The following is an 18,680-nucleotide window of genomic DNA, read 5'->3' as shown; positions in this document are numbered from 1 at the left end:
CTCTTACTCGGGCAGGGCGATCGGACCGATCTCGTTGAACACATCGCCTGGGCCCGGGTTCTCGGCGTGAGTTTCACCGCCAAAGTGTTTCATGATGCCCCACACGGCATTGAGCGAGGTCTGCACCGCGCCTTCGACCCAGGCCGGCGTCCATGAAACGTCGTCGCCGGCGATGAAAATACCGCGCTGCTCGGCCGGCATGTCGGCCTGCATGAAATGCGCGTACATCCGCTGATTGTAGCGGTAGTGGCCGGGCAGGGCGCCTTTGAAAGCACCGAGGAAATGCGGGTCGGCTTCCCAGGACACGGTGATCGGGTCGCCGATGATCCGTGCGGCAATGTCGACTTTCGGGTAGATCTTCTTCAAGGCATCCAGCGCCAGCTTCACGCGTTTTTCCACCGGGTGCGGGAGCATTTTCAGCGCGTCGCTCATCCATGAGTACGACAGGCAAATCACCCCCGGCTTATCGTCGCCGTTGGCGAACTTGCCGTTTTCAAACAAGTACGTGCCGCGGGTCAGGCGGTCGGTGAGGGTCATGCTCATCAGGTCGCGGCCGGTTTCCGGGTCCTTGTCCTTCCAGAACGGGCGGTCGACCATCACGAAGGTTTTCGACGACTGCATGTAGCGGGTGCGGTCCAGGGCCATCCACATCTTTTGCGAGAACAGGCTTTCGTCGCACTCGATCTGGGTGGTCAACAGCCAGCTCTGGCAGGTGGTGAGCACCGCCGCGTATTCGCGGGTGTCGCCGTAGTTGTCGGTGACCGTAAAGCGCCCGTCGGGGGCATGGGCAATTTTCTTCACGCCGGAGCGCGGCGCGCCACGGTGCAGTGAACTGAGGCTGGTGCCCTCGGGCCAGTGCACGCAGCGTTCCGGCACATGACGCCAGATACCCAGCGGCACTTGTTCCACGCCACCGACCACCAGGTGCTGGTGATCGTCGCAGTTGGTCATCACCACGCGGAAGATTTCCAGCATCGAGTTGGGGAAGTCCGAATCCCAGCCGCCGGTGCCGAAACCGACTTGGCCGAACACTTCGCGGTGATGGAACGACAGTTTGGCGAACGCTTCGGAGGTGGCGACGAAATCGTAAAAGGTGCGGTCGTCCCACAACGGCACCAGGGTGTTCCACAGTTCTTTGAGACGTGGCACGTCGCGGTCGCGGATCGCTTGCTGGATATCGGAGAACTGCGAACCGGCTTCCAGGGCATCCGCCCAGGCGTCGGCCACTTCCTGGAACAGTGCAGGAAGATCCGCCAGCTTCTGGGCGTAATGGGTTTCGCCTTCCAGATCGATCACGGTGCTGCCCGAAGCCGGGGTCAGCGGGTTCGGGAAAGGTTTGGTCTGCAGGCCGAGTTTATCGACGTAGTGATAAAACGCGGTGGACGACACCGGGAAACGCATGCCGCCGAGTTCGGCGATGATGCCTTCGGCGCCGTTGAACGCCTGGGAACGCAGGCGACCGCCCATTTTCGAGGCTTCATAGACGACGGGCTTGAGGCCCAGCTTCATCAGTTCGTAAGCCGCCACCAGCCCGGCGATCCCGGCGCCGACAATCGCCACTTCGGCACCGTGATTGTGCGCAGGAATGCTGCCCAGGCCAGCCGGGTGTTCGATCCAGTCGTCGAAGGCGAAGGGAAAGTCCGGACCAAAAACGGTGACTGGTTTTTTACCGTCTGCAGGATGGCGATTGTTGTTGTTCATGGCTGACCTTGCTGGCGACCCGACGCGGAATGCGCATCTGAGTATAGGAAAAGATGACAGCCATTCTAGAGAGCGTAGAACACGTTAATAAGACGCAAAGTGTCGTCGTTTTGCTAATTAATTAATCAATATGACGATCTATCGCTACACACTGATCAATGCTCCCACATTGGACGATGCTTAAACCGGCTGTCCCCGATCAATCTTGCTGCTCAAGATGATCGAAGTCGTCGTCTTCTCCACCCCCTCCACACTGCCAATCTGATCCAGCAACTGATCCAGCTGCTCCGGCGAGTCAGTGCGCAACCACGCAACATAATCAAATTCGCCACTCACCGCACACAGCTGCTGTACCTGAGCCATGGCACTGAGTCGACGCAACACTTCCTTGCCGGATCGCGGCTGCACCGTGATCCCGACATACGCCTGCAATCCACCATCCACCAGCCGCTGCCCCAAACGCACACCATAACCGGTGATTACTTTGGCTTTTTCCAGTCGCGCCAGCCGCGAGGTCACGGTCGTGCGGGCAATCCCCAGTTGCCGGGCAAGCATGGCCACGCTTTCGCGGGCATTGATTTGCAGGGCCGCGATCAATTGGCGGTCGATTTCGTCGAGGGCGGGTGGACGGATGTCAGGCAAGGTCGGGCTCCAGCGGCACGCAGCAAAGGGCAAGCATGTTACAGGCACATCTCCTCACCCGGATGTTTGATCTAGGCTCAGTACCGTTCATGCCATTTTTACCTGCGACAATTTGCCATAAGTAACCAGTTCGTACATTATTTCGCGCTTGTCACAAATGGGGAAAATTTTCGACATGAATAATTCTGGGGCTGCCGGCGGCAGCAAATGGTTGCTACTGGGGTTGGGTGTCCTGATCGCCTTGATCGGACTTGGCCTGGCCGGTGGCGGTGGCTATCTGATTTCGCTCGGCGGCAGCGCGTACTTCCTGCTGATGGGCCTGGCGATGCTGGTGTCCGGGCTGATGATCGCCCGGCGTAAACCGCAGGGCGCATGGCTGTATGGCCTGGCGTTGATCCTGACGGCGATCTGGGCGGTATGGGATGCCGGGTTCGAATACTGGCCGCTGGTTTCGCGGGTGCTGACTTTCGCCGTGATCGGCCTGGTTGTCGCGTTGATCTACCCGACCCTGGTGCGTGCCTCCGGCGCGGCTGCGGGCCGTGGCGCCTACGGTCTGGCGGGCATTCTGGGCGTGGGCGTCGTTGCAACGCTGGCCTACATGTTCGTGCCGACCCATGTGGTCAAGGCCAGCAGTGAACCCGCTGTGACGCCGGTCGCTGCGGGCACTGAACAGAAAGACTGGGCGCATTGGGGCAACACCACCGCCGGCAACCGCTTCGCCGCGCTGGACCAGATCAACAAAGGCAACATCGACCAGCTGCAGGTGGCCTGGACCTTCCGCACCGGCGACATTCCGCAAAGCACCGGCGCCGGCGCCGAAGACCAGAACACGCCGCTGCAAATCGGCGACACGGTCTACACCTGCACCGCCTACGGCAAAGTCTTCGCCCTGGATGCCGATACCGGCGCCCAGCGCTGGAAGTTCGATCCACAAGGTACCGCGCCCAACTGGCAGCGCTGCCGGGGGCTGGGTTACTCCGACGCGAGTGCCACGCCTACAGCCGAGCAGCCATCTGCCTGTACGAAACGTCTGTTCCTGCCGACCGGCGATGCCCGCCTGATCGCGCTAAACGCCGAAACCGGCCAGCCGTGTGAAGAGTTTGGCAACAAGGGCACGGTCGACCTGACCACCGACATGGGCGAAGTGAAGCCTGGTTATTACCAGCAGACTTCAACCCCGCTGGTAGCCGGGGACGTGGTGATCATCGGCGGCCGCGTGGCCGATAACTATTCCACCGGCGAACCGCCAGGGGTGGTCCGTGCCTACGACGTGCGCAGCGGTGAGCTGGTGTGGGCCTGGGATCCGGGCAACCCGAACACCACCAAACGTCCGCCAGCCGGCGAAACCTATACCCGTGGCACCCCGAACGTTTGGTCGGCCATGTCCTACGATGCCCGTCTCGGTCTGGTCTACCTGCCAACCGGCAACGCCACGCCGGACTTCTTCGCCGGCCAACGCACGGAATTTGACGACAAGTGGAGCTCGTCCATCGTCGCCATCGACGTGAAGACCGGCCAGGTGCGCTGGCACTTCCAGACCACTCACCACGACCTGTGGGACTTCGACCTGCCGGCCCAACCGCTGCTGTACGACGTGCCTGACGACAAGGGCGGCACCCAGCCAGCCCTGGCGCAAGTCACCAAACAGGGCGAGATCTTCCTGCTCAACCGCGAAACCGGCGTGCCGATCGCCCGCGTCGAAGAGCGCCCGGTCCCGCAAGGCAGCGTGCCTGGCGAACGCTATTCGCCGACCCAGCCGTTCTCGGTGGACATGCCGTCCATCGGCAACCAGACACTCACCGAATCCGACATGTGGGGCGCCACGCCGTTTGACCAGCTGATGTGCCGCATCCAGTTCAAAGGCATGCGCCACGAAGGCGTCTACACCCCGCCGGGCATGGACCGTGCCTTGCAGTTCCCGGGTTCCCTGGGTGGCATGAATTGGGGCAGCGTCTCGGTGGATCCGAACACGAACTACATGTTCGTCAACGACATGCGCCTGGGCCTGGCCAACTACATGATCCCCCGCGACAAGATCGCCGCCGGGGCCAGTGGTATCGAAATGGGCGTGGTGCCGCAGGAAGGCACACCGTTCGGCGCCATGCGCGAACGCTTCCTCTCGGCAGCCGGCATTCCATGCCAGAAACCACCGTTTGGCACCATGTCCGCCATCGACCTCAAGACCCACAAGCTGATGTGGCAAGTCCCCGTTGGTACCGTGCAAGACACCGGTCCTCTGGGTATCCGCATGCACCTGCCGATCCCGATCGGTATGCCGACCCTCGGCGCTTCATTGGCGACCCAGTCCGGTCTGTTGTTCTTCGCGGGTACTCAGGATTTCTACCTGCGCGCTTTCGATACCGGCAATGGTAATGAAATCTGGAAGTCGCGTTTGCCTGTGGGAAGTCAGTCTGGACCGATGACTTACGTTTCGCCGAAAACCGGCAAGCAGTACATCTTGCTGACTGTTGGCGGTGCGCGGCAGTCGCCGGATCGTGGGGACTACGTGATTGCGTATGCGTTGCCGAAGTAAAGGCTGAATCGACGGTACGAAAAAGCCGCGCAATTGCGCGGCTTTTTTGGCTGTGCGAACTGACCTGACGCGATCAACGGGACGCCAGGATGGACAGCGACTTTCACTCGTAGTCGAATGCGAAATCCAGGGATGCGAGGTGACACAAATGACGAAGAAGATGCCTCCCGCTGTGCGGGACCATGCATTGCAGATTGCACATCACGAAATGGCGCACTACGTCATGGCCCGTGCCTTGGGGTTTGCAACGGGCGGCGTGACGCTGACAGTGGCCATGGACTTACGGCATCAAGGGGGCGCTTCAATCACCTTGGCGCGGTCGATTTCGTCGGTAGACGCGATGAAGGAGTATTTGCAAGCCCGGATGATGGTCCTCCTGGCTGGCGCCATGGGGCAGACCTTATCTTCAACACCTTCGCCCAGGAAACTCGTCGATAAGCCGAAAGCCACAATCATCCTCAAAGGAGGCCTTGGGGCGGAGCAGGATTACGCAAAAGTAAGGGAGTTGCAGCAACTGCTACGCAACATCGCCTACCCCGATACGGATCCCGCTTCATCTGACCGCATAACGGCGGAGCTCAAGGAGATTACCGATCGCGTATGGCTGCGGACTCAAGAAATCGTGGAAGCGTTGGCCGATACGATTACCGAATTGGCAGTGGCGTTGGTGGACGGCATGGTCATGGTGGAGCAGTGGGGAAGGGCGGGGGATACGTATGAGGTTGTGTTGACGGGGGAAATGCTTGAACGGCTGCGGCCAGTGCAGGCTATTCCAGCGTTAAAGGTTTAGGGGTAAAAAAACGTTGGTTGCTCCAGTTTGATACAAACGCTATTATTGCGTTGTCAGCACAGACCGGAACCTTGGAAGCAAGGGGTGTTGATTTCGGTGGCGCAAGCCACTCCTAGCCAGTGAGCGGGATAAGCGGGAAACCGTGAAAGGAGAGGCCGATATTCAGATTCACAAGAAGCCTTGATGCGAAAGCATCGAGGCTTTTTGCTGTCTATCAGACAGGTTTGCCAGCATTACGCATTTCAAGAATGTAACGCACGTTGTGCGGCTTGCCTTTGGGCAGCTTCGCCCGCCCCCATTCAGCTACCTCATACGCGGAAATCACTCTGAGTTTGAGAAGGTTCATCGTCCCTTGCGGTTTGCTGATCGAGAAGAACATCGCGTAGTCATGCAGGTCCAGGCAGAAATAGCGTTGACTGTTTTCCACGTAAAACGGAACGGCAAGTCCTTTGAAAAACCTCTTGTGAATGTACTCTGCAATCTGGCTGCTGCAATGATGTCGTTCGGCACAGAAATAGCGACGCTCCCCTCTGTGCACTAGTAATTGCCCATTGCCTTTGGCGTCGGTGAAGCAATGAAATCCGAATTCGAATTTGACGTTTATCAGCTCACCCGCGACCTCGAATTTCAATTCGAATGGTTGTAGATGTTCCATGCTGTACTGGCGTCCGCCAATTGTCAGGTCATTCCATTGCATGTAGATCGTCGCCGGGCGCAAGGTGGGGTGCAGTAGTTGCAATCCCGATGATGGTTTGAAAGCCCCGGCAGTTCGGGGCTCATAGCGCTGCTTGATTTGCCGCTATTCTGCAGGTTTGGCCGCCGTCCGAGCCGATTCCCGCGTCAGCACCTTCACCACATCATCAATCACTGCTTTGCTCATCGTTGTCAGATAGTGCGCGGCCCATGCGTGGCGGTCGGAGTCTTGGGCGTAGGCAGCATCGACGGTCAGGGATTTGGCGAGAAACAGCAGGTCGGATGCTTGGGCCAGGGCGTCGGCGATAGGGACGTTGCGGCAGACGTGGAACAGCGGTTGGTCCGAGAGATAGAGGAAGGGGGTGAAGCCGACGGTTTTTAGTTCTGAAGGATCGGACGAGATTGCTTTGGTCATAATGTAACTCCTTAATCCAAGGAGCCGCCACGTTCGTTTCCAAGCGAATGGGTGGCAGCTGTACGCAGGTTGGAAAACCGGGGATCAAGGAAACCGGCACGCCCGAAAGCGTCCCACGCACAGCTGCCATAACACATATTTCGCAGTCGTAAAAAACGTCTGGAATCGTGGTAGGGGTACTGTTGCGTTGATCCGACGGGTTTCCAAGCCCGATCGCTGAATGGTCAGCGACGTCCGGAGAGTATCCCGTCGAAGAAAAGCCCAACAAGGCATAAAAGTGCCCAAACGCACGATTCGGAGTTTGCCTACAACGTCTGACGGCGTCATCCGATATTGCGACCCCTCAAGTAAACAACATTTAAACGCAAGGTATGCAAAAGGATTGTATTTGAAGCTTCTTGACAACGTCTCACACACGTCATCGACCTGCGATGGCCCATCAGCCAGATTGCGAATCACCCGCCAGGTTCAGGAACGACCGAAACTGTTGTTAACAATTTCAGCACGGACTAGAGGTGGTCGGACGGTCGTACCATTGGTATGACTAGCAAGTTCTAATGGCGTAAAAAATCGTATGACGCACATTTGGAAACACTGTCCAAAGGGGCCGCAATGATGGCTAAGAAATTTGCTGAACTTCAAGCTCGCATGACGCCGGAATCTCGCGCTAACGTAGAGCAGCTGTACCGGCAGCACCTGAAAGAAATGCCCCTGCACGAATTGCGTAGGGCTCAGGAGTTGACCCAGGAGACCTTGGCCAAAACGCTGCACGTCGACCAGGCCGCGATCTCCAGATTGGAACGACGTACCGATATGTACATCAGCACGCTGCGCAACTCCATCCGCGGTATGGGCGGTGAGCTGGAAATCATTGCAACCTTTACCAAGGGACAGGTAAAGATTGAGAACTTTGCAAAAACTGAGCAATAAAAAAGTATCTGCACATCCAATCGTCAGGCGCGAAAAAGCTGCGCAGTCCGCGGCTTTCTAACTTTCACGGCCTCGTCCTGAAGGAAAAGGCGCAAGATCTTAATCTGGTAGATGAAAGTGCTTGCCACCGCTTATCGCAGGGCGCTCATAAAAATGTTGACTATTTGAGCTGGTGCGTGTGACAACTGTCCACGTTTTATGGAATGTGGACAGAGAGGCTAAATGGCTTCATGAAAAGTCAAGATATTTTGCTGCTGTTCAAAATGGCCAGCTTGCAAGCGCAGGAAGAAAGGCTGCCGATGGCGGGCGAAGGTGCCGTGCCAATCATGACAGATGACGCTCTAGCTACTGATCATTTGACCGGTCCACATCCCAGCATTGCTTCAGTCCCTGAGGCCATAGCGCTGGAGCCCTATTCGAACTGGGGGATGTTCAGCTCTACCCTCTCACAATGGGGGGAGGGGGGGCTCGAAGGCTGGGTGGGGTGGGATGACCCAGTGGCCGAGCCTCCGATTACCAGCTGGGTCGAGTGCTATACGCTCAGAGCCCTTTCATCCTCCTTAGGTCTAAGCAAAAGTGAGGTCTCGAACTCTATCGCTCGTTGCCGCGAATCAGGGCTTATAACCAATGATTTCGATACCTCGTTACCGAAGGTAAACCGTCGAGCACTACTGGGGATTGCAGAGTACGCGCTCAAATACTTCTTCCCAGTGAAGCTGGGCGCGATCGTTCGAGGTATCCCAACAGGCTTCGCAGCGCCAGCTTTGTCCAAGCACCTCAAAAGCGCAGGTGATCTGATTCCTGTCTGGCCTGATCCACTAGGCAAGGAGAGGGGGCAAGCCATTGAGCCTCTCTACAAATCCGTACCTGAAGCAGTAAAGAAAGATCGGACTCTGTACCACTACCTGGCTCTCGCTGACGCGATAAGAGTGGGCGGACCGAGAGAGAGCAAAGTCGCCGTCAATTTGTTGAAAGCAGGTATGGGTTTATGAGTTCGAATGCTGATCACAACTACGAGATGATTGAGTTCGTCGCGGAAGGGCTGGGTGATGAGTTTTTATCAGAGGTAGCTTTTGTCGGTGGGTGTACAACCGCGATGCTGGTTACGGATGATGCAGTGCTCGATGATATTCGGCTTACCCTGGATGTTGACTTGGTGATCGAACTTGCAGGGGTCGCTGCCTGGGAAAGGTTGACGCACCGTCTAGCCGCGAAGAACTTTAAAATCACAGGGGAAGATGAGGTCAATTGCCGTTTCCGGTTTAATGACATCATTGTGGACGTCATGCCGTCAGATGAGGCGGTGCTTGGGTATGCAAACCGCTGGTTTTTAGAAGGTCTGGCTCACGCTGTGAAGTTCGCATTGCCAAGCGGAAGAGAAATTCAGATTTTCGAGCCTCTCTATTTCCTTGCCACCAAGCTTGAGGCTTTTAGTGGTCGCGGCGAAGGTGATCCGTATCACAAGGATGTGGAGGATATTGTCATTTTGATCGACGGCAGGCAGGAGCTATTGGATGAGGTTTTACGCGCTGATGCTGAGCTAAGGCAGTTCATTACCAGTGGGGTTGCGGGGCTGATCAAACTCAACGGAATTGACTATGCAATTCAAAGCTCAAGCTCTGTGAGAGCCAACCCGGCGCGTGGCAAGCTCATCTATCAACGCATGAAAGATTTGAGCCAGCAAGGATGATCTACGCGACCAGATCCGTAAAAGGGCAGGCTAGGGAAGACAACCGCGATTGCGCTGGCGCGGTGTTTGATGGGGTCAGAGGCCTGTTCGTCATCGTCGATGGCACATCGAAACCAGGCAGCGGCCAACTTGCCCAAGGGTTTGTTCAAGGATTGATAGACACTTATCAATTGAGAGTCGGGCAGGGAGTCGGCGACGATACCCATGACTTGGCTACACAGTTGATTCGGTCAGTGCTCGCTGATATGCATGCCCCTATGTTTGCCGAGTGGTCTGGGTCAACAAGTTACTTGGTAGCTGTGGTTGTCAATGGCCTGCTGACGATCGCATACGAAGGCGACTGCGGTGTGGTCAATGCCGAGGGGCGGATTGACTGGATCACGTCACCTCATTGCCTTGCCAACTGGAAGCGCGACCGATCACACCGCGAGCTGGCATGCGATCCAGCGCGCCACCGGATTACTCGAAGCTATAAGGCCGGCAGGGCGCCTGAACCCGAGATCGTGGTTCGAAGTGCGGTGGTAGGCGAGCGGTTTGTATTCGCTACAGACGGCTTCTGGGGTGAAATGAGCGAGGTTCGCCAGGCTGGAGCCTTAATGTCGCCTGAGATCACAATCACCGACTTGGAAGATGACGTCACTTGGATCGACGTTCGCTTGTAAGTCCTACAGGCTCTTGCCACTGAAAATGCCAAGGTCGGATTTAGCGTCGGCTGGATGCTGGTGCAACTCCTTCGGCTGTGCAGCGTAAGCGCCTTCCCATACCGGTCTGTCTGCGGCATAGGTGTGGCGCCAGCATCCACCTGGCGACAACCCAGCATGGCGGAATCTGCGCCCCGGCAGGTGGCAGGCTCGCCTTACTGACTTTATACAGGTGCGAAAGCCCCTAGAAACAAAAAAGGCCTACGTCTGAATGACGTAAGCCTTTGATTTTTTTGGTGGGCCCACACGGACTTGAACCGTTATGTGGTACGTAGATTTCCGGCTTGGATACTGTCCGTCCGGTTTTTTGGTCTGTAATCCCTAGGAAAATTGGCCTTTTTAGTAAGATGAAAAACTCTGTGGATCCGTATTTCAAATACCACCTGGGTGTGGTATTTGAAAGGCTGTCACCTCATCCCGGATTTCAGATATCTGTTGCACCTACAACGCGACGTATTCGATCTTGTCCAGCAGGCGCCCTTCGGAGCGGACTGGGAATATTCTAGTATTGTCACGGGAAGCACCGCCTGAAATTCATCAGACGCGGTCGAATGGAACCCAGCGCTTCATCGCCGATGTCGCCAACCATGCACTGGAACCCAAGTGGTCATACAATAATCCCTACCTTAATCAATGACTGGTTGCCAGCGGATAAGTCATGGACATGGCAGTCTGCCCCCTGCTCAATTGATCTCTGTACGGGGCTCTAAGCGCTGCACGCAACCTTTAAAAAATGATCGCGTTGGTCACAGCTACCCTGCTGGCATCCAGCAAAGGCTTATCGGATAAGCTTAGAAGGTAGTTTTGCTCTTTGGCTACCTCTCGGAGGAGACTGTCCATTGCTACGGATAGATGCAGCAAGCCATTGAACTTGTCCTCGGTATTAAAGATAAAACGGGAGCCATCAGGTACTACTAATCTCCTCGCTTCTTCCTTGTTGTTCCACAAATAATCCAGATATCTTTGGGTCTCGGCCAATATCGCTAATTCGTAGTAGGCACCAGCGGAGAGGCTATGCATGTTGGCATGGTACATTATTGAGGCAATATCAAAGCTTGAGATCGTTACAGGTTTTCCCTCTGCCTCGAGCTCTGCCTTTATGTTTTTACATAACCTTATTGATTTGCGGAGTCCACCACCCGTGGTTTCACATCGTTCTCGTACCTTTTTGATGTGCAGGAAAGGCCAGTTTTCAATCGTGGTACTTTTATGCGAATCTAGGACAGTGACAGCGCGGTCATGTTTCTGACCAGAGGCTTGGTAAGTGATGGTGTCATGCCAGTGGGAGGGCACGACGTCTACTGGACGTGCTAATGACCCTCCTTGCAATTTGATGGCCTTAGAGCCAGAAGTGTCAATCGTCGCAGCGGGAAACGCATCACGAAGAGCTTTACTAATTTCGCCCCTGCGAGCGGTTAACACCCCAACTGAAGTGCGTGAGGTCGGTGAGCGGTACTGACCCGATGTACTCATGTACCCACGCGCATCATAGGTATGAAAGTCAGCTTCTATTGCTAAAAGATCAACATCACTGACCCCTCGAATATGGACATTCAGTGGTACTGATCCCTGTAGCTCGAATTCGAGATTGCCGCTTGTCCTCTTCGACAACTGGTTGCTAACCCGTTCTGCGGTTTCGATGCTGATGCGGGTGTAGGTAGGATCTACCTCCTGCATCGCTCCTAAAGCAAAAGTTGTATTCGGCTTGTCTTTAACCCTATGTTCCCACGCCTCTTTTGTGAGGCTTCGGTTTACGATGAAATCCTTCGCATCCATTGCGATTACAGAGGATCTATCTAGCCCTGAGCGTCTAGAGCGTAGACGGTTAATTCGATCATTAATTGACGTGCTCATTCTTTCTCCTCAGCTCTATTCGCCCATAGGTGGGCCGACCGTAACCGTTAAAATAGTCACCCTGTGCGCTATCTAATAACTTGGTAAATAATAGATTTGCACTGCCAACGTGTCCTCGAAGCTCAGGCTCGCCGGGATTAGGATCATTCTGATAGTTATAAAGAAGGCGGTATCCGTCAGCCTCATCGTGAACCAAAGCCGCAGTGATACTGTTTGAGCCCGATTGGTGAGTCTTCAAACGCACTCTGATCTTGTCCCAGGTTTGACAGATATATACATCTGCTTCCCAGCTGCGAATCGGATTTCCTCCGATGTCCAGTGTCGTTCCAGTGCAGTGCCACTCTCCCGACAGGTCAGGGACTTTTAGATATTTGACTGCCCAACGCCATTTCCAAACCGTCTTATTGAATAAAGCGTATAGCAAGGCAAAGACTATACCTGCGCCAATTAGCGACAGGGCTGTCGGTGGAAGATTTACAGGCAGATTATACTTTTTAGCCAAATCTTCAGCTGATAGCAGCAAAAAAACCGCAATGCCGGAAATCGCGCTTGCTAGTAGTGTCAGATACCGGCCAATCAAAGCTCGATTGACCCCGCCCAATAGGCTGTATTCATGATCCTGAATCATCAAAAGCGACCTTCAATAGACTTAATGCCGGGAATCCAATCAACTTTAAAGAGGGGCAGCAGCAAAGCTGCCCGCGCCCGATGAGACTTTAAAAACTACTGGGTATGACATACCGAGGAGCACGTCCGGCATCCGTTCGATTGCCGGTAGGTGTTGCGAGCCTGGCGAACAGCGGTCACACAGGTGGTGTGATAGCCAAGATCAAGGCGGTTATGGGGTGCCGGCAAATAGATGCACGTACTGGTATGCACCTCGTGGTCACCATTGGTCTGTGCATTGCGGTTCACGAAATACTGAGCCATGTTACTCACCCCGCTCTTTGTTCGATTGGGCGAGTACCGAGGCCGCGAGGGTCTTGGTGGTGGCGTTGTACTTGTTGCTGTCCAGGACTTGGCTGGCCTTGGTCTCCATATCGGCACCGGTTTGCTTACCGGTCGAGGCCTGAGCCATAGCCGAACCTGCCAATTCTTTCTGGATGGCCGAGGAGCTATCGTCGCGGAGGATTTTGGAGGCCAGGCTGGCCACGGAAGTCGAAGTTTGTTTAGTATTTTTCGGCACGGTTAGGTGCTCCAGTATCTGTATTAGATTGAGTAGGCAGGAGCAACCCTTGAGCGGAAAACCGAGCTGGATGGTTGACATCCAAAGTCGGATTTTTCTCTAATGCGCTTCCCACCAATGTACGCATTGGCTCAGGGTAGGCGGACATGTGTGCTCGGCGACCAAACTTCGCACGCATGCCCGCTGTCTTTACTGAATCCGCAGCTTACCCGCAAAAACACAACATATGGTGTGTTTGGCTGGCTGAACCACAAGATAGAGTGGCCACCTTGACATTGCAAGATGACAAGGCTGTGGATAACTGTGTACATCCTGTGAGTTTGATCCATTTTTCCCCTGTATGGATGGCCAGGCCTTATAAATCGCGGGCTACGACCTTGCAGACCGGAAACAACTTGCAACACTCTCCCTTCGCATAACCGTATACCCCTCTGAAACAGCTGCTCTCAGCATTTGAAACTGACGATTCAATGGCGCCATTTTCTGTCCATGAGCAGGTTTGGCGTTGCCGGTTTCAGACCACTTTTTCTGCGAGCTGGGTACAGCAAAGCCTGAGTTAACTCGATGCCAACTGAATTGGCTGGTGGTCGTAGTCTGCACAAAAGGGAAACTTCCGTGGCCGAGTAAACGACACGGCGACCAGATGGCGCTCAATCCTGAGCAACTCTAGGCGAAGCTAGTCGGTCTTCCTTGGCCATGGCTTGGATCTGCCGAGTCGGTAAGTCTTCAGACCCTTTGAGAGGAATCTGCAGTCCGGTGCCGGGAGTGGAGTACCGTTCGCCCTTAACATCGCTCGGCGTAAGGTGCCCGAATCGGCGCATTCAGCTTAAAAAATGGGATTAATGTGCCGCTTCGGGAGCATTACACAATGCTCTCCACCATGCCGGAATCACTCCCCTAATCACCCTTATTCTCCCCGCTCTACTGCTGTCTACGATCCTGACGGCTGCCAAGGGAAGTGGTTGATCGGAGAAGAAGGCGTGTCCATCTCCAGCGGTGAGTCTGATACTGATCGCGACCGTAGGTCTGAATGGGAGCACTGGGCCCAAGTGGAAGAAGCTGAACGTGGCAACCGCATAACCATGGCCCAAGCCTTGGCGAATGAATTGGAGATATCTGTCGACGACGCCGCGCTTTTGTCCGGAGCAGAGATCACGACCAACGAATCGGATGACGGGCTCGTATATAGCTACTGGATCAATCTCGAACCGGAAGCTGAAGGCGAACTGAGAGCAGACCTGATCGCGCGATTCGGCTCTTAAGAGTACGAGGTGCACGCGAATTTCTTCGACGATATTCAGTCGGACGTCTAGCACTGACCTAGTGGTGGCCAGCCTACACGCTGGCCATTCAAAGCGGCCTCTGACACAGCCAGCTAAAGCTCGCCACTGCGAAATTATGGATGCCAATAAGGCAGCGTCGAGTCACCGGGCTGATCAACGATAATTGCCACACTTTGCTTGGCCCTCGTTACTGCGACGTAGAAAGATGCTGCCGAGGTTGCTTCCAAATGAATTCCTTTTTTGAGGAAGCTTTCTATATTCACCGTAGGCACGATGAGGACGCGTTCATAGGTCGCCCCTTTCGAAACCTTGAAGTTTAGGAAATCCAGCGAATACTCCTTACCGGAACTGATGGAGTGCCTCAGACATTGGGGCTGAAAGCTTGCAACGTAATCGTCGACATGTTTCCTACTGACGAGGAAAACACCATCATGCCCCGTGCACACAGTGTTCTCGGAGGTGGTTCCCGGAAATCCCCACGTGGCATCAAATATTGTGTCTGAAAAGGTTGCGATTTCGGCTCGGCATCTGTGTGTGACCGACGAGTAGTTGATGCACAACAATCCCTTGGTTTCGCGATCCCGGAACCATTCAATTGCAGCGGCGTAGGCATATTTTTTATTCTTCTGGCCACGAGGATTGGTGGACAAAACAGACTGCCGGACGTCACCCACCATTCGAACGTCGATTTTCGACAAAAGTAGCTGGTGAACTATTTCCCAGTCGTAGCCGCTTAGATCCTGCACCTCGTCAAAGAGAATCTCGTCATAGAGACACTCGAGTCGGTGCATAAGCACACCACCACTGGACTGCATTACTTCGAAAGCAAGCCTTCCCAACTCGGAGGCATAGACCTCGTTATTTCGATTCATATACCTGGCCTTGCCGACCGCTTTGAAGTAGGGCCTTCCCTCAAAGTCGAATCCGCCAACCCTTTCGCCAGGTAAAATGAATGGTAGGAATGGCTTCGCGAAATGGCGAAGTAGGAATGTGTACCATCCCATCACCTCTAAGTTTTGCAAGTCGCCGGCTTGGAAGGCGAGTCGATGACGGAGCTCCAGCTGGTTGGTTTGCGTGAAGGTGACGACTAACACTCGACGGTCAATTGGCAGAGATTTGCAGTGTTCCACCAGCCCCTGGGTTTTCCGTCCTCCGGCGACGGCTAAGGTCAAATGGTTAGCCATGGATGAACTTCGCTGCGGCTGCCATATACGCTGGTGGAATCAGTGCATCAGTGGACTCAGCGATTCTCAAAGCGCCCTCAGTCTTCTCTCGAATCATCCAGGTCTCAAGGTCGGCTGCAACAGTAATACCTAGGATCGTTCGCAACCCTTTTTCACCATTATGATGAATCAGCTGAGGCTCAAGCGTCTTACCGTCACCAACATCACCGATAAATAACTCTCGCCGAGTGCCATCGAGCCATTTCTTCACTGGCTCTCTCAGCTTAGCTGGCTCTACTCCGTCGTTGTCGCGCATCACAGCGACCTGTTTGTTGATAGCGGCACAAAGCTCCAAACATCGAGCCAGCGCGAGGCCTCGCATGCTGATGACGTCAATGCCAGACTCCATTGGTGTAAGTCGATATTTATCCTTAAAAACTCGTTCGAAGATGATCTCGTCGGACGGGCCCTCTACCAACACAACTTTCTTGGCTAGTACCATCCTTAGCGTGTCGTAACCTGGTAATCGCTGAAAATACCTAACGGTGTCAGGCGTCAGTTCAGTTATTTTGGAGACGGTGTTGCGGCTCAAAAGAAGCAACGAGTTGAGCCCAAGCCTGTTCAGCACATAGGTGCTGTGAGTTGAGATGAAAAGCTGTTGCTGGTCGGTTGCCAACGCTTCGATGCGGGAAAGAAGTGTAGCCAGGCTTGTATGAGAGAGGTGATTTTCCGGCTCCTCAATCATTACGATGCTTGCTTTCGCTGAGTGGCGTTTCATCGCAAGCGATATTTTGATTGCTGCTTGCTGCCCCTGCCCTGCCATCGAAAATGGGACGTCATCTACATGGGGGGTAACGGAGCCTTCCCAGGACGACCGGGAGCTTTGATCCATGGCTAATGCCATAGGCTCATTCTCAAGAGAGGCTTCGAGCAATGCGAGGCGCGTGTTGACGTCTGAAAGAGCGCTCTCGGTCATTGATGCCTTGACCTCACGATAGCTCAGCGAAATTGATGCCTTTTCGCTTGGTTCCAGATGATCGCTGAGGATTTGGCGCAGATGGTAGTCAATCCCGGTAGTGGATTTCACCGTACGGGAATCAATGACAGCGACCGAGAGAGCTCGGGGACGCTTAGTAACCTCCCGATCAGCGAAGCTCCGCCATTCATAGGTGTAATACTCGACGGGCAGCAGCGCAGTCGGCGACTTGAGCCACTCATCGAGCATGTCCTGATACTCTTCGTGTGGGAAGATTCTCAGGGAAATTCCGGGACAGGCGTTAGTCGGAACGTCGGTGTTGATTGCCCCGCAGAGCCCTTGGAGATCGTCTCGCTTGTCCAAGTAGAGTTCGATCAAAATCTCAGGTAGGGCAACTTTCTTGCCTGCCTTCCTCAGGGCCACGAACTCTTCAACCATTTCGGTGTTGAACCAGTAAGGGTTCAATTCCTCTAGCACTCCTCGTCCGCCGATTCGACCGTTGAGTGCTAGGGCGATAGCCTCTATCAAGGTTGATTTTCCTGCGTCATTACCACCGACGAGGATGTTGAGTTGAGCGTTAGGTCTTAGGGTGAAGTCTCGATAGATACGGTAACCACGAATTTTGATCTGGGTGATCAAGGCCATCATCCTTTAGGCAGTGGTGTCGACGACGCTCGGAAGCGAGAGGAAAAGATCGAGTAGGCTCCGAGTAGACACCATGGATGCACCGGACTCAAGTGTCCGACAGTACGGGCAGAAAAAGAACCGAAGACCATAATCCTCAGGACTGCGGTTGCAGCGAAACCGAGTTTGCGTAGACTGGATTTATCTATAGGAAAGGAGTCCGTATGGGCATCAAGATGGGCAGTGCTCTGGATCGCACAGGTAGTGAATGGCAAGCCGATACGTATCAAAAAGGCATGGGAGCCGAGCCGCTAAAATGTCGGTTTTGCAGTATCGGGGTTACTCACAATCCGTCTTACACACGCGAGCTACACGACAAGTCGGTGTTCGTTTCTGCGTACTTCAGGCTTCTGCCTGGTGGCGAGCATGCAGCCAACTGCAAATACGGAGTACAGGATGAAATCGAGGAAATTGCGAAAGAGTCGCAAGGCCTCGTCGAGAGTGTCAAAGGTAATCAGTACCGCATGCGCCTGGTAATGATCAAAGAGGCCTTGGAGGGCGGCGCAGCACCTACAAACCAAAATGGCGACGGTTGCAAGGCCAGATCCAGCAAAACCTATGTATCTACTCCTGGCAAGCTGCCCGCATATATCAACTCTGCCAAGCGAGCCCTCAAACTACGAGCATTGTGCGCCAACGATAGCGACGTTGAGCAGCACCTAGAGCTCGTGTTTGAAGGCAATACTGTTGTCAATTGGCACCAGTTCTATTTCGAAACGGAACGGCACATGGAGGCGTTCCATGCCGTATCCCAAAACACCACCCAGCATCCTGTTGCTATCCATGGATACGTCAAAAGTGTTCGGCGCTGTGTGGGCGACGATAAAAATAAGAATGTCTTGAATCTCAGGATGAACAAGTATCGTGCGGACTCCGAAAACCCCGAAAACGGTGTAGGTCTAGAGGTCAGTATTTGGTCTCGTCAGACAGCCTGGCTCAAGGGGATAGAGCATGACGATGAGGTTGTTGTATTGGGTATGTGGAAGGCTTCGACCACGCCTCCTACGACGGCGCCAAACGAAGGACGCTACAAGACTTTCACCAAGAATCGACTCACCTTAAGCCTTGTCTTGATGGCACAGATCACCAAGGTCTGAGGGCTTCATTGCTGGTAGCGAAGCAATGAGTTTTCGCTTCGCTCATTCGACGGTAAGCAATCTTGAACACAACTCCGTCTCTCATCGTCCTCATAGTCTACGCTCAGCAGCGGCGCTATGGATTTTCGAAATGCCAGCGAAATGTTCATGGTTGGGCCATTTTTAACATCACGTACTTGGCGCACAAGGATGACAGCATGACCGACAGACGACCTTTGAATCCAAACGTAACTGTTCCGAAGCCGGGAGGTGGCGTTCAACCTCGCTCTCGGAATCAAGATGGCCAAGTCCGCGATAAGCGTGATGACGCTGGAAAGCCTAAGAAGAAATATTCCAACGTGA

17 protein-coding genes are annotated in these 18,680 nt (G+C 54.4%); 8 read left to right on the top strand and 9 right to left on the bottom strand.

Going from position 1 to position 18,680, the window contains the following annotated elements; genetic code table 11:
- Positions 1-3: 3 nt before the first annotated feature.
- Together ELQ88_RS32295 and ELQ88_RS32290 are read right to left on the bottom strand one after the other, a co-directional pair.
- Positions 4-1,701 carry an NAD(P)/FAD-dependent oxidoreductase gene (locus ELQ88_RS32295; protein ID WP_138969332.1) on the bottom strand — a complete coding sequence of 566 codons (1,698 nt, stop codon included), beginning with the start codon at positions 1,699-1,701 and terminating at the stop codon, positions 4-6.
- A gap of 180 nt (positions 1,702-1,881) precedes the next feature.
- Positions 1,882-2,343 carry an Lrp/AsnC family transcriptional regulator gene (locus ELQ88_RS32290; RefSeq protein WP_138969331.1) on the bottom strand — a complete coding sequence of 154 codons (462 nt, stop codon included), beginning with the start codon at positions 2,341-2,343 and terminating at the stop codon, positions 1,882-1,884.
- A 175-nt stretch (positions 2,344-2,518) separates the two neighbouring features.
- Here ELQ88_RS32290 and ELQ88_RS32285 point away from each other — a divergent pair, with 175 nt between their 5' ends.
- Together ELQ88_RS32285 and ELQ88_RS32280 are read left to right on the top strand one after the other, a co-directional pair.
- A complete protein-coding gene (locus ELQ88_RS32285; protein WP_138969330.1) occupies positions 2,519-4,876 on the top strand; it encodes a glucose/quinate/shikimate family membrane-bound PQQ-dependent dehydrogenase in 2,358 nt (785 codons plus the stop codon).
- 148 nt (positions 4,877-5,024) lie between these two features.
- A complete protein-coding gene (locus ELQ88_RS32280) occupies positions 5,025-5,666 on the top strand; it encodes a peptidase M41 (protein ID WP_138969329.1) in 642 nt (213 codons plus the stop codon).
- A gap of 214 nt (positions 5,667-5,880) precedes the next feature.
- Here ELQ88_RS32280 and ELQ88_RS32275 read toward each other — a convergent pair whose 3' ends face one another.
- Together ELQ88_RS32275 and ELQ88_RS32270 are read right to left on the bottom strand one after the other, a co-directional pair.
- Positions 5,881-6,321, bottom strand: coding sequence for a hypothetical protein (locus ELQ88_RS32275; protein WP_138969611.1), 441 nt, complete (start codon positions 6,319-6,321; stop codon positions 5,881-5,883).
- Between the two features lie 144 nt (positions 6,322-6,465).
- Positions 6,466-6,774, bottom strand: a complete 309-nt coding sequence (locus tag ELQ88_RS32270; RefSeq protein ID WP_138969328.1) for a DUF3077 domain-containing protein — start codon at positions 6,772-6,774, stop codon at positions 6,466-6,468.
- 615 nt (positions 6,775-7,389) lie between these two features.
- Between ELQ88_RS32270 and ELQ88_RS32265 the strand changes: the two genes are divergently transcribed.
- The 4 genes from ELQ88_RS32265 to ELQ88_RS32250 all read left to right on the top strand — a co-directional run bounded on the left by ELQ88_RS32265 (position 7,390) and on the right by ELQ88_RS32250 (position 10,056).
- Positions 7,390-7,704, top strand: coding sequence for an XRE family transcriptional regulator (locus tag ELQ88_RS32265; protein ID WP_138969610.1), 315 nt, complete (start codon positions 7,390-7,392; stop codon positions 7,702-7,704).
- 230 nt (positions 7,705-7,934) lie between these two features.
- Positions 7,935-8,696, top strand: coding sequence for a MarR family transcriptional regulator (locus ELQ88_RS32260; RefSeq protein ID WP_138969327.1), 762 nt, complete (start codon positions 7,935-7,937; stop codon positions 8,694-8,696).
- Positions 8,693-9,394 (top strand): hypothetical protein, encoded by a 702-nt coding sequence (locus tag ELQ88_RS32255; RefSeq protein ID WP_138969326.1) that lies wholly within the window; start codon positions 8,693-8,695, stop codon positions 9,392-9,394. The genes ELQ88_RS32260 and ELQ88_RS32255 overlap by 4 nt, the downstream gene beginning before the upstream one ends.
- On the top strand, positions 9,391-10,056 hold the full coding sequence (locus tag ELQ88_RS32250) for a serine/threonine protein phosphatase (protein ID WP_138969325.1): 666 nt from the start codon (positions 9,391-9,393) through the stop codon (positions 10,054-10,056). The genes ELQ88_RS32255 and ELQ88_RS32250 overlap by 4 nt, the downstream gene beginning before the upstream one ends.
- 765 nt (positions 10,057-10,821) lie before the next feature.
- Here ELQ88_RS32250 and ELQ88_RS32245 read toward each other — a convergent pair.
- The 3 genes from ELQ88_RS32245 to ELQ88_RS32230 form a co-directional block, all read right to left on the bottom strand.
- A complete protein-coding gene (locus ELQ88_RS32245) occupies positions 10,822-11,949 on the bottom strand; it encodes a hypothetical protein (RefSeq protein WP_138969324.1) in 1,128 nt (375 codons plus the stop codon).
- Positions 11,933-12,577, bottom strand: a complete 645-nt coding sequence (locus tag ELQ88_RS32240) for a hypothetical protein (RefSeq protein WP_138969323.1) — start codon at positions 12,575-12,577, stop codon at positions 11,933-11,935. Before ELQ88_RS32240 ends, ELQ88_RS32245 begins: the two co-directional genes overlap by 17 nt.
- Positions 12,578-12,880: 303 nt before the next feature.
- Positions 12,881-13,135 carry a hypothetical protein gene (locus tag ELQ88_RS32230; protein ID WP_138969321.1) on the bottom strand — a complete coding sequence of 85 codons (255 nt, stop codon included), beginning with the start codon at positions 13,133-13,135 and terminating at the stop codon, positions 12,881-12,883.
- Positions 13,136-14,115: 980 nt separating this feature from the next.
- Here ELQ88_RS32230 and ELQ88_RS32225 point away from each other — a divergent pair.
- A complete protein-coding gene (locus ELQ88_RS32225; RefSeq protein WP_138969320.1) occupies positions 14,116-14,397 on the top strand; it encodes a hypothetical protein in 282 nt (93 codons plus the stop codon).
- A gap of 134 nt (positions 14,398-14,531) precedes the next feature.
- Here ELQ88_RS32225 and ELQ88_RS32220 read toward each other — a convergent pair whose 3' ends face one another.
- Both ELQ88_RS32220 and ELQ88_RS32215 read right to left on the bottom strand, forming a co-directional pair.
- On the bottom strand, positions 14,532-15,602 hold the full coding sequence (locus tag ELQ88_RS32220) for a UvrD-helicase domain-containing protein (RefSeq protein WP_138969319.1): 1,071 nt from the start codon (positions 15,600-15,602) through the stop codon (positions 14,532-14,534).
- Positions 15,595-17,202, bottom strand: coding sequence for an AAA family ATPase (locus ELQ88_RS32215; RefSeq protein WP_138969318.1), 1,608 nt, complete (start codon positions 17,200-17,202; stop codon positions 15,595-15,597). The genes ELQ88_RS32220 and ELQ88_RS32215 overlap by 8 nt, the downstream gene beginning before the upstream one ends.
- A 203-nt stretch (positions 17,203-17,405) precedes the next feature.
- On the opposite strand from ELQ88_RS32215, the gene ELQ88_RS32210 reads away from it, so the two are divergent.
- A complete protein-coding gene (locus ELQ88_RS32210; RefSeq protein ID WP_138969317.1) occupies positions 17,406-18,338 on the top strand; it encodes a hypothetical protein in 933 nt (310 codons plus the stop codon).
- Positions 18,339-18,680 lie beyond the last annotated feature (342 nt).

The organism is Pseudomonas sp. MPC6, from assembly GCF_006094435.1.
GTDB lineage: Bacteria > Pseudomonadota > Gammaproteobacteria > Pseudomonadales > Pseudomonadaceae > Aquipseudomonas.
This window is presented reverse-complemented; position numbering and strand designations above follow the sequence as displayed.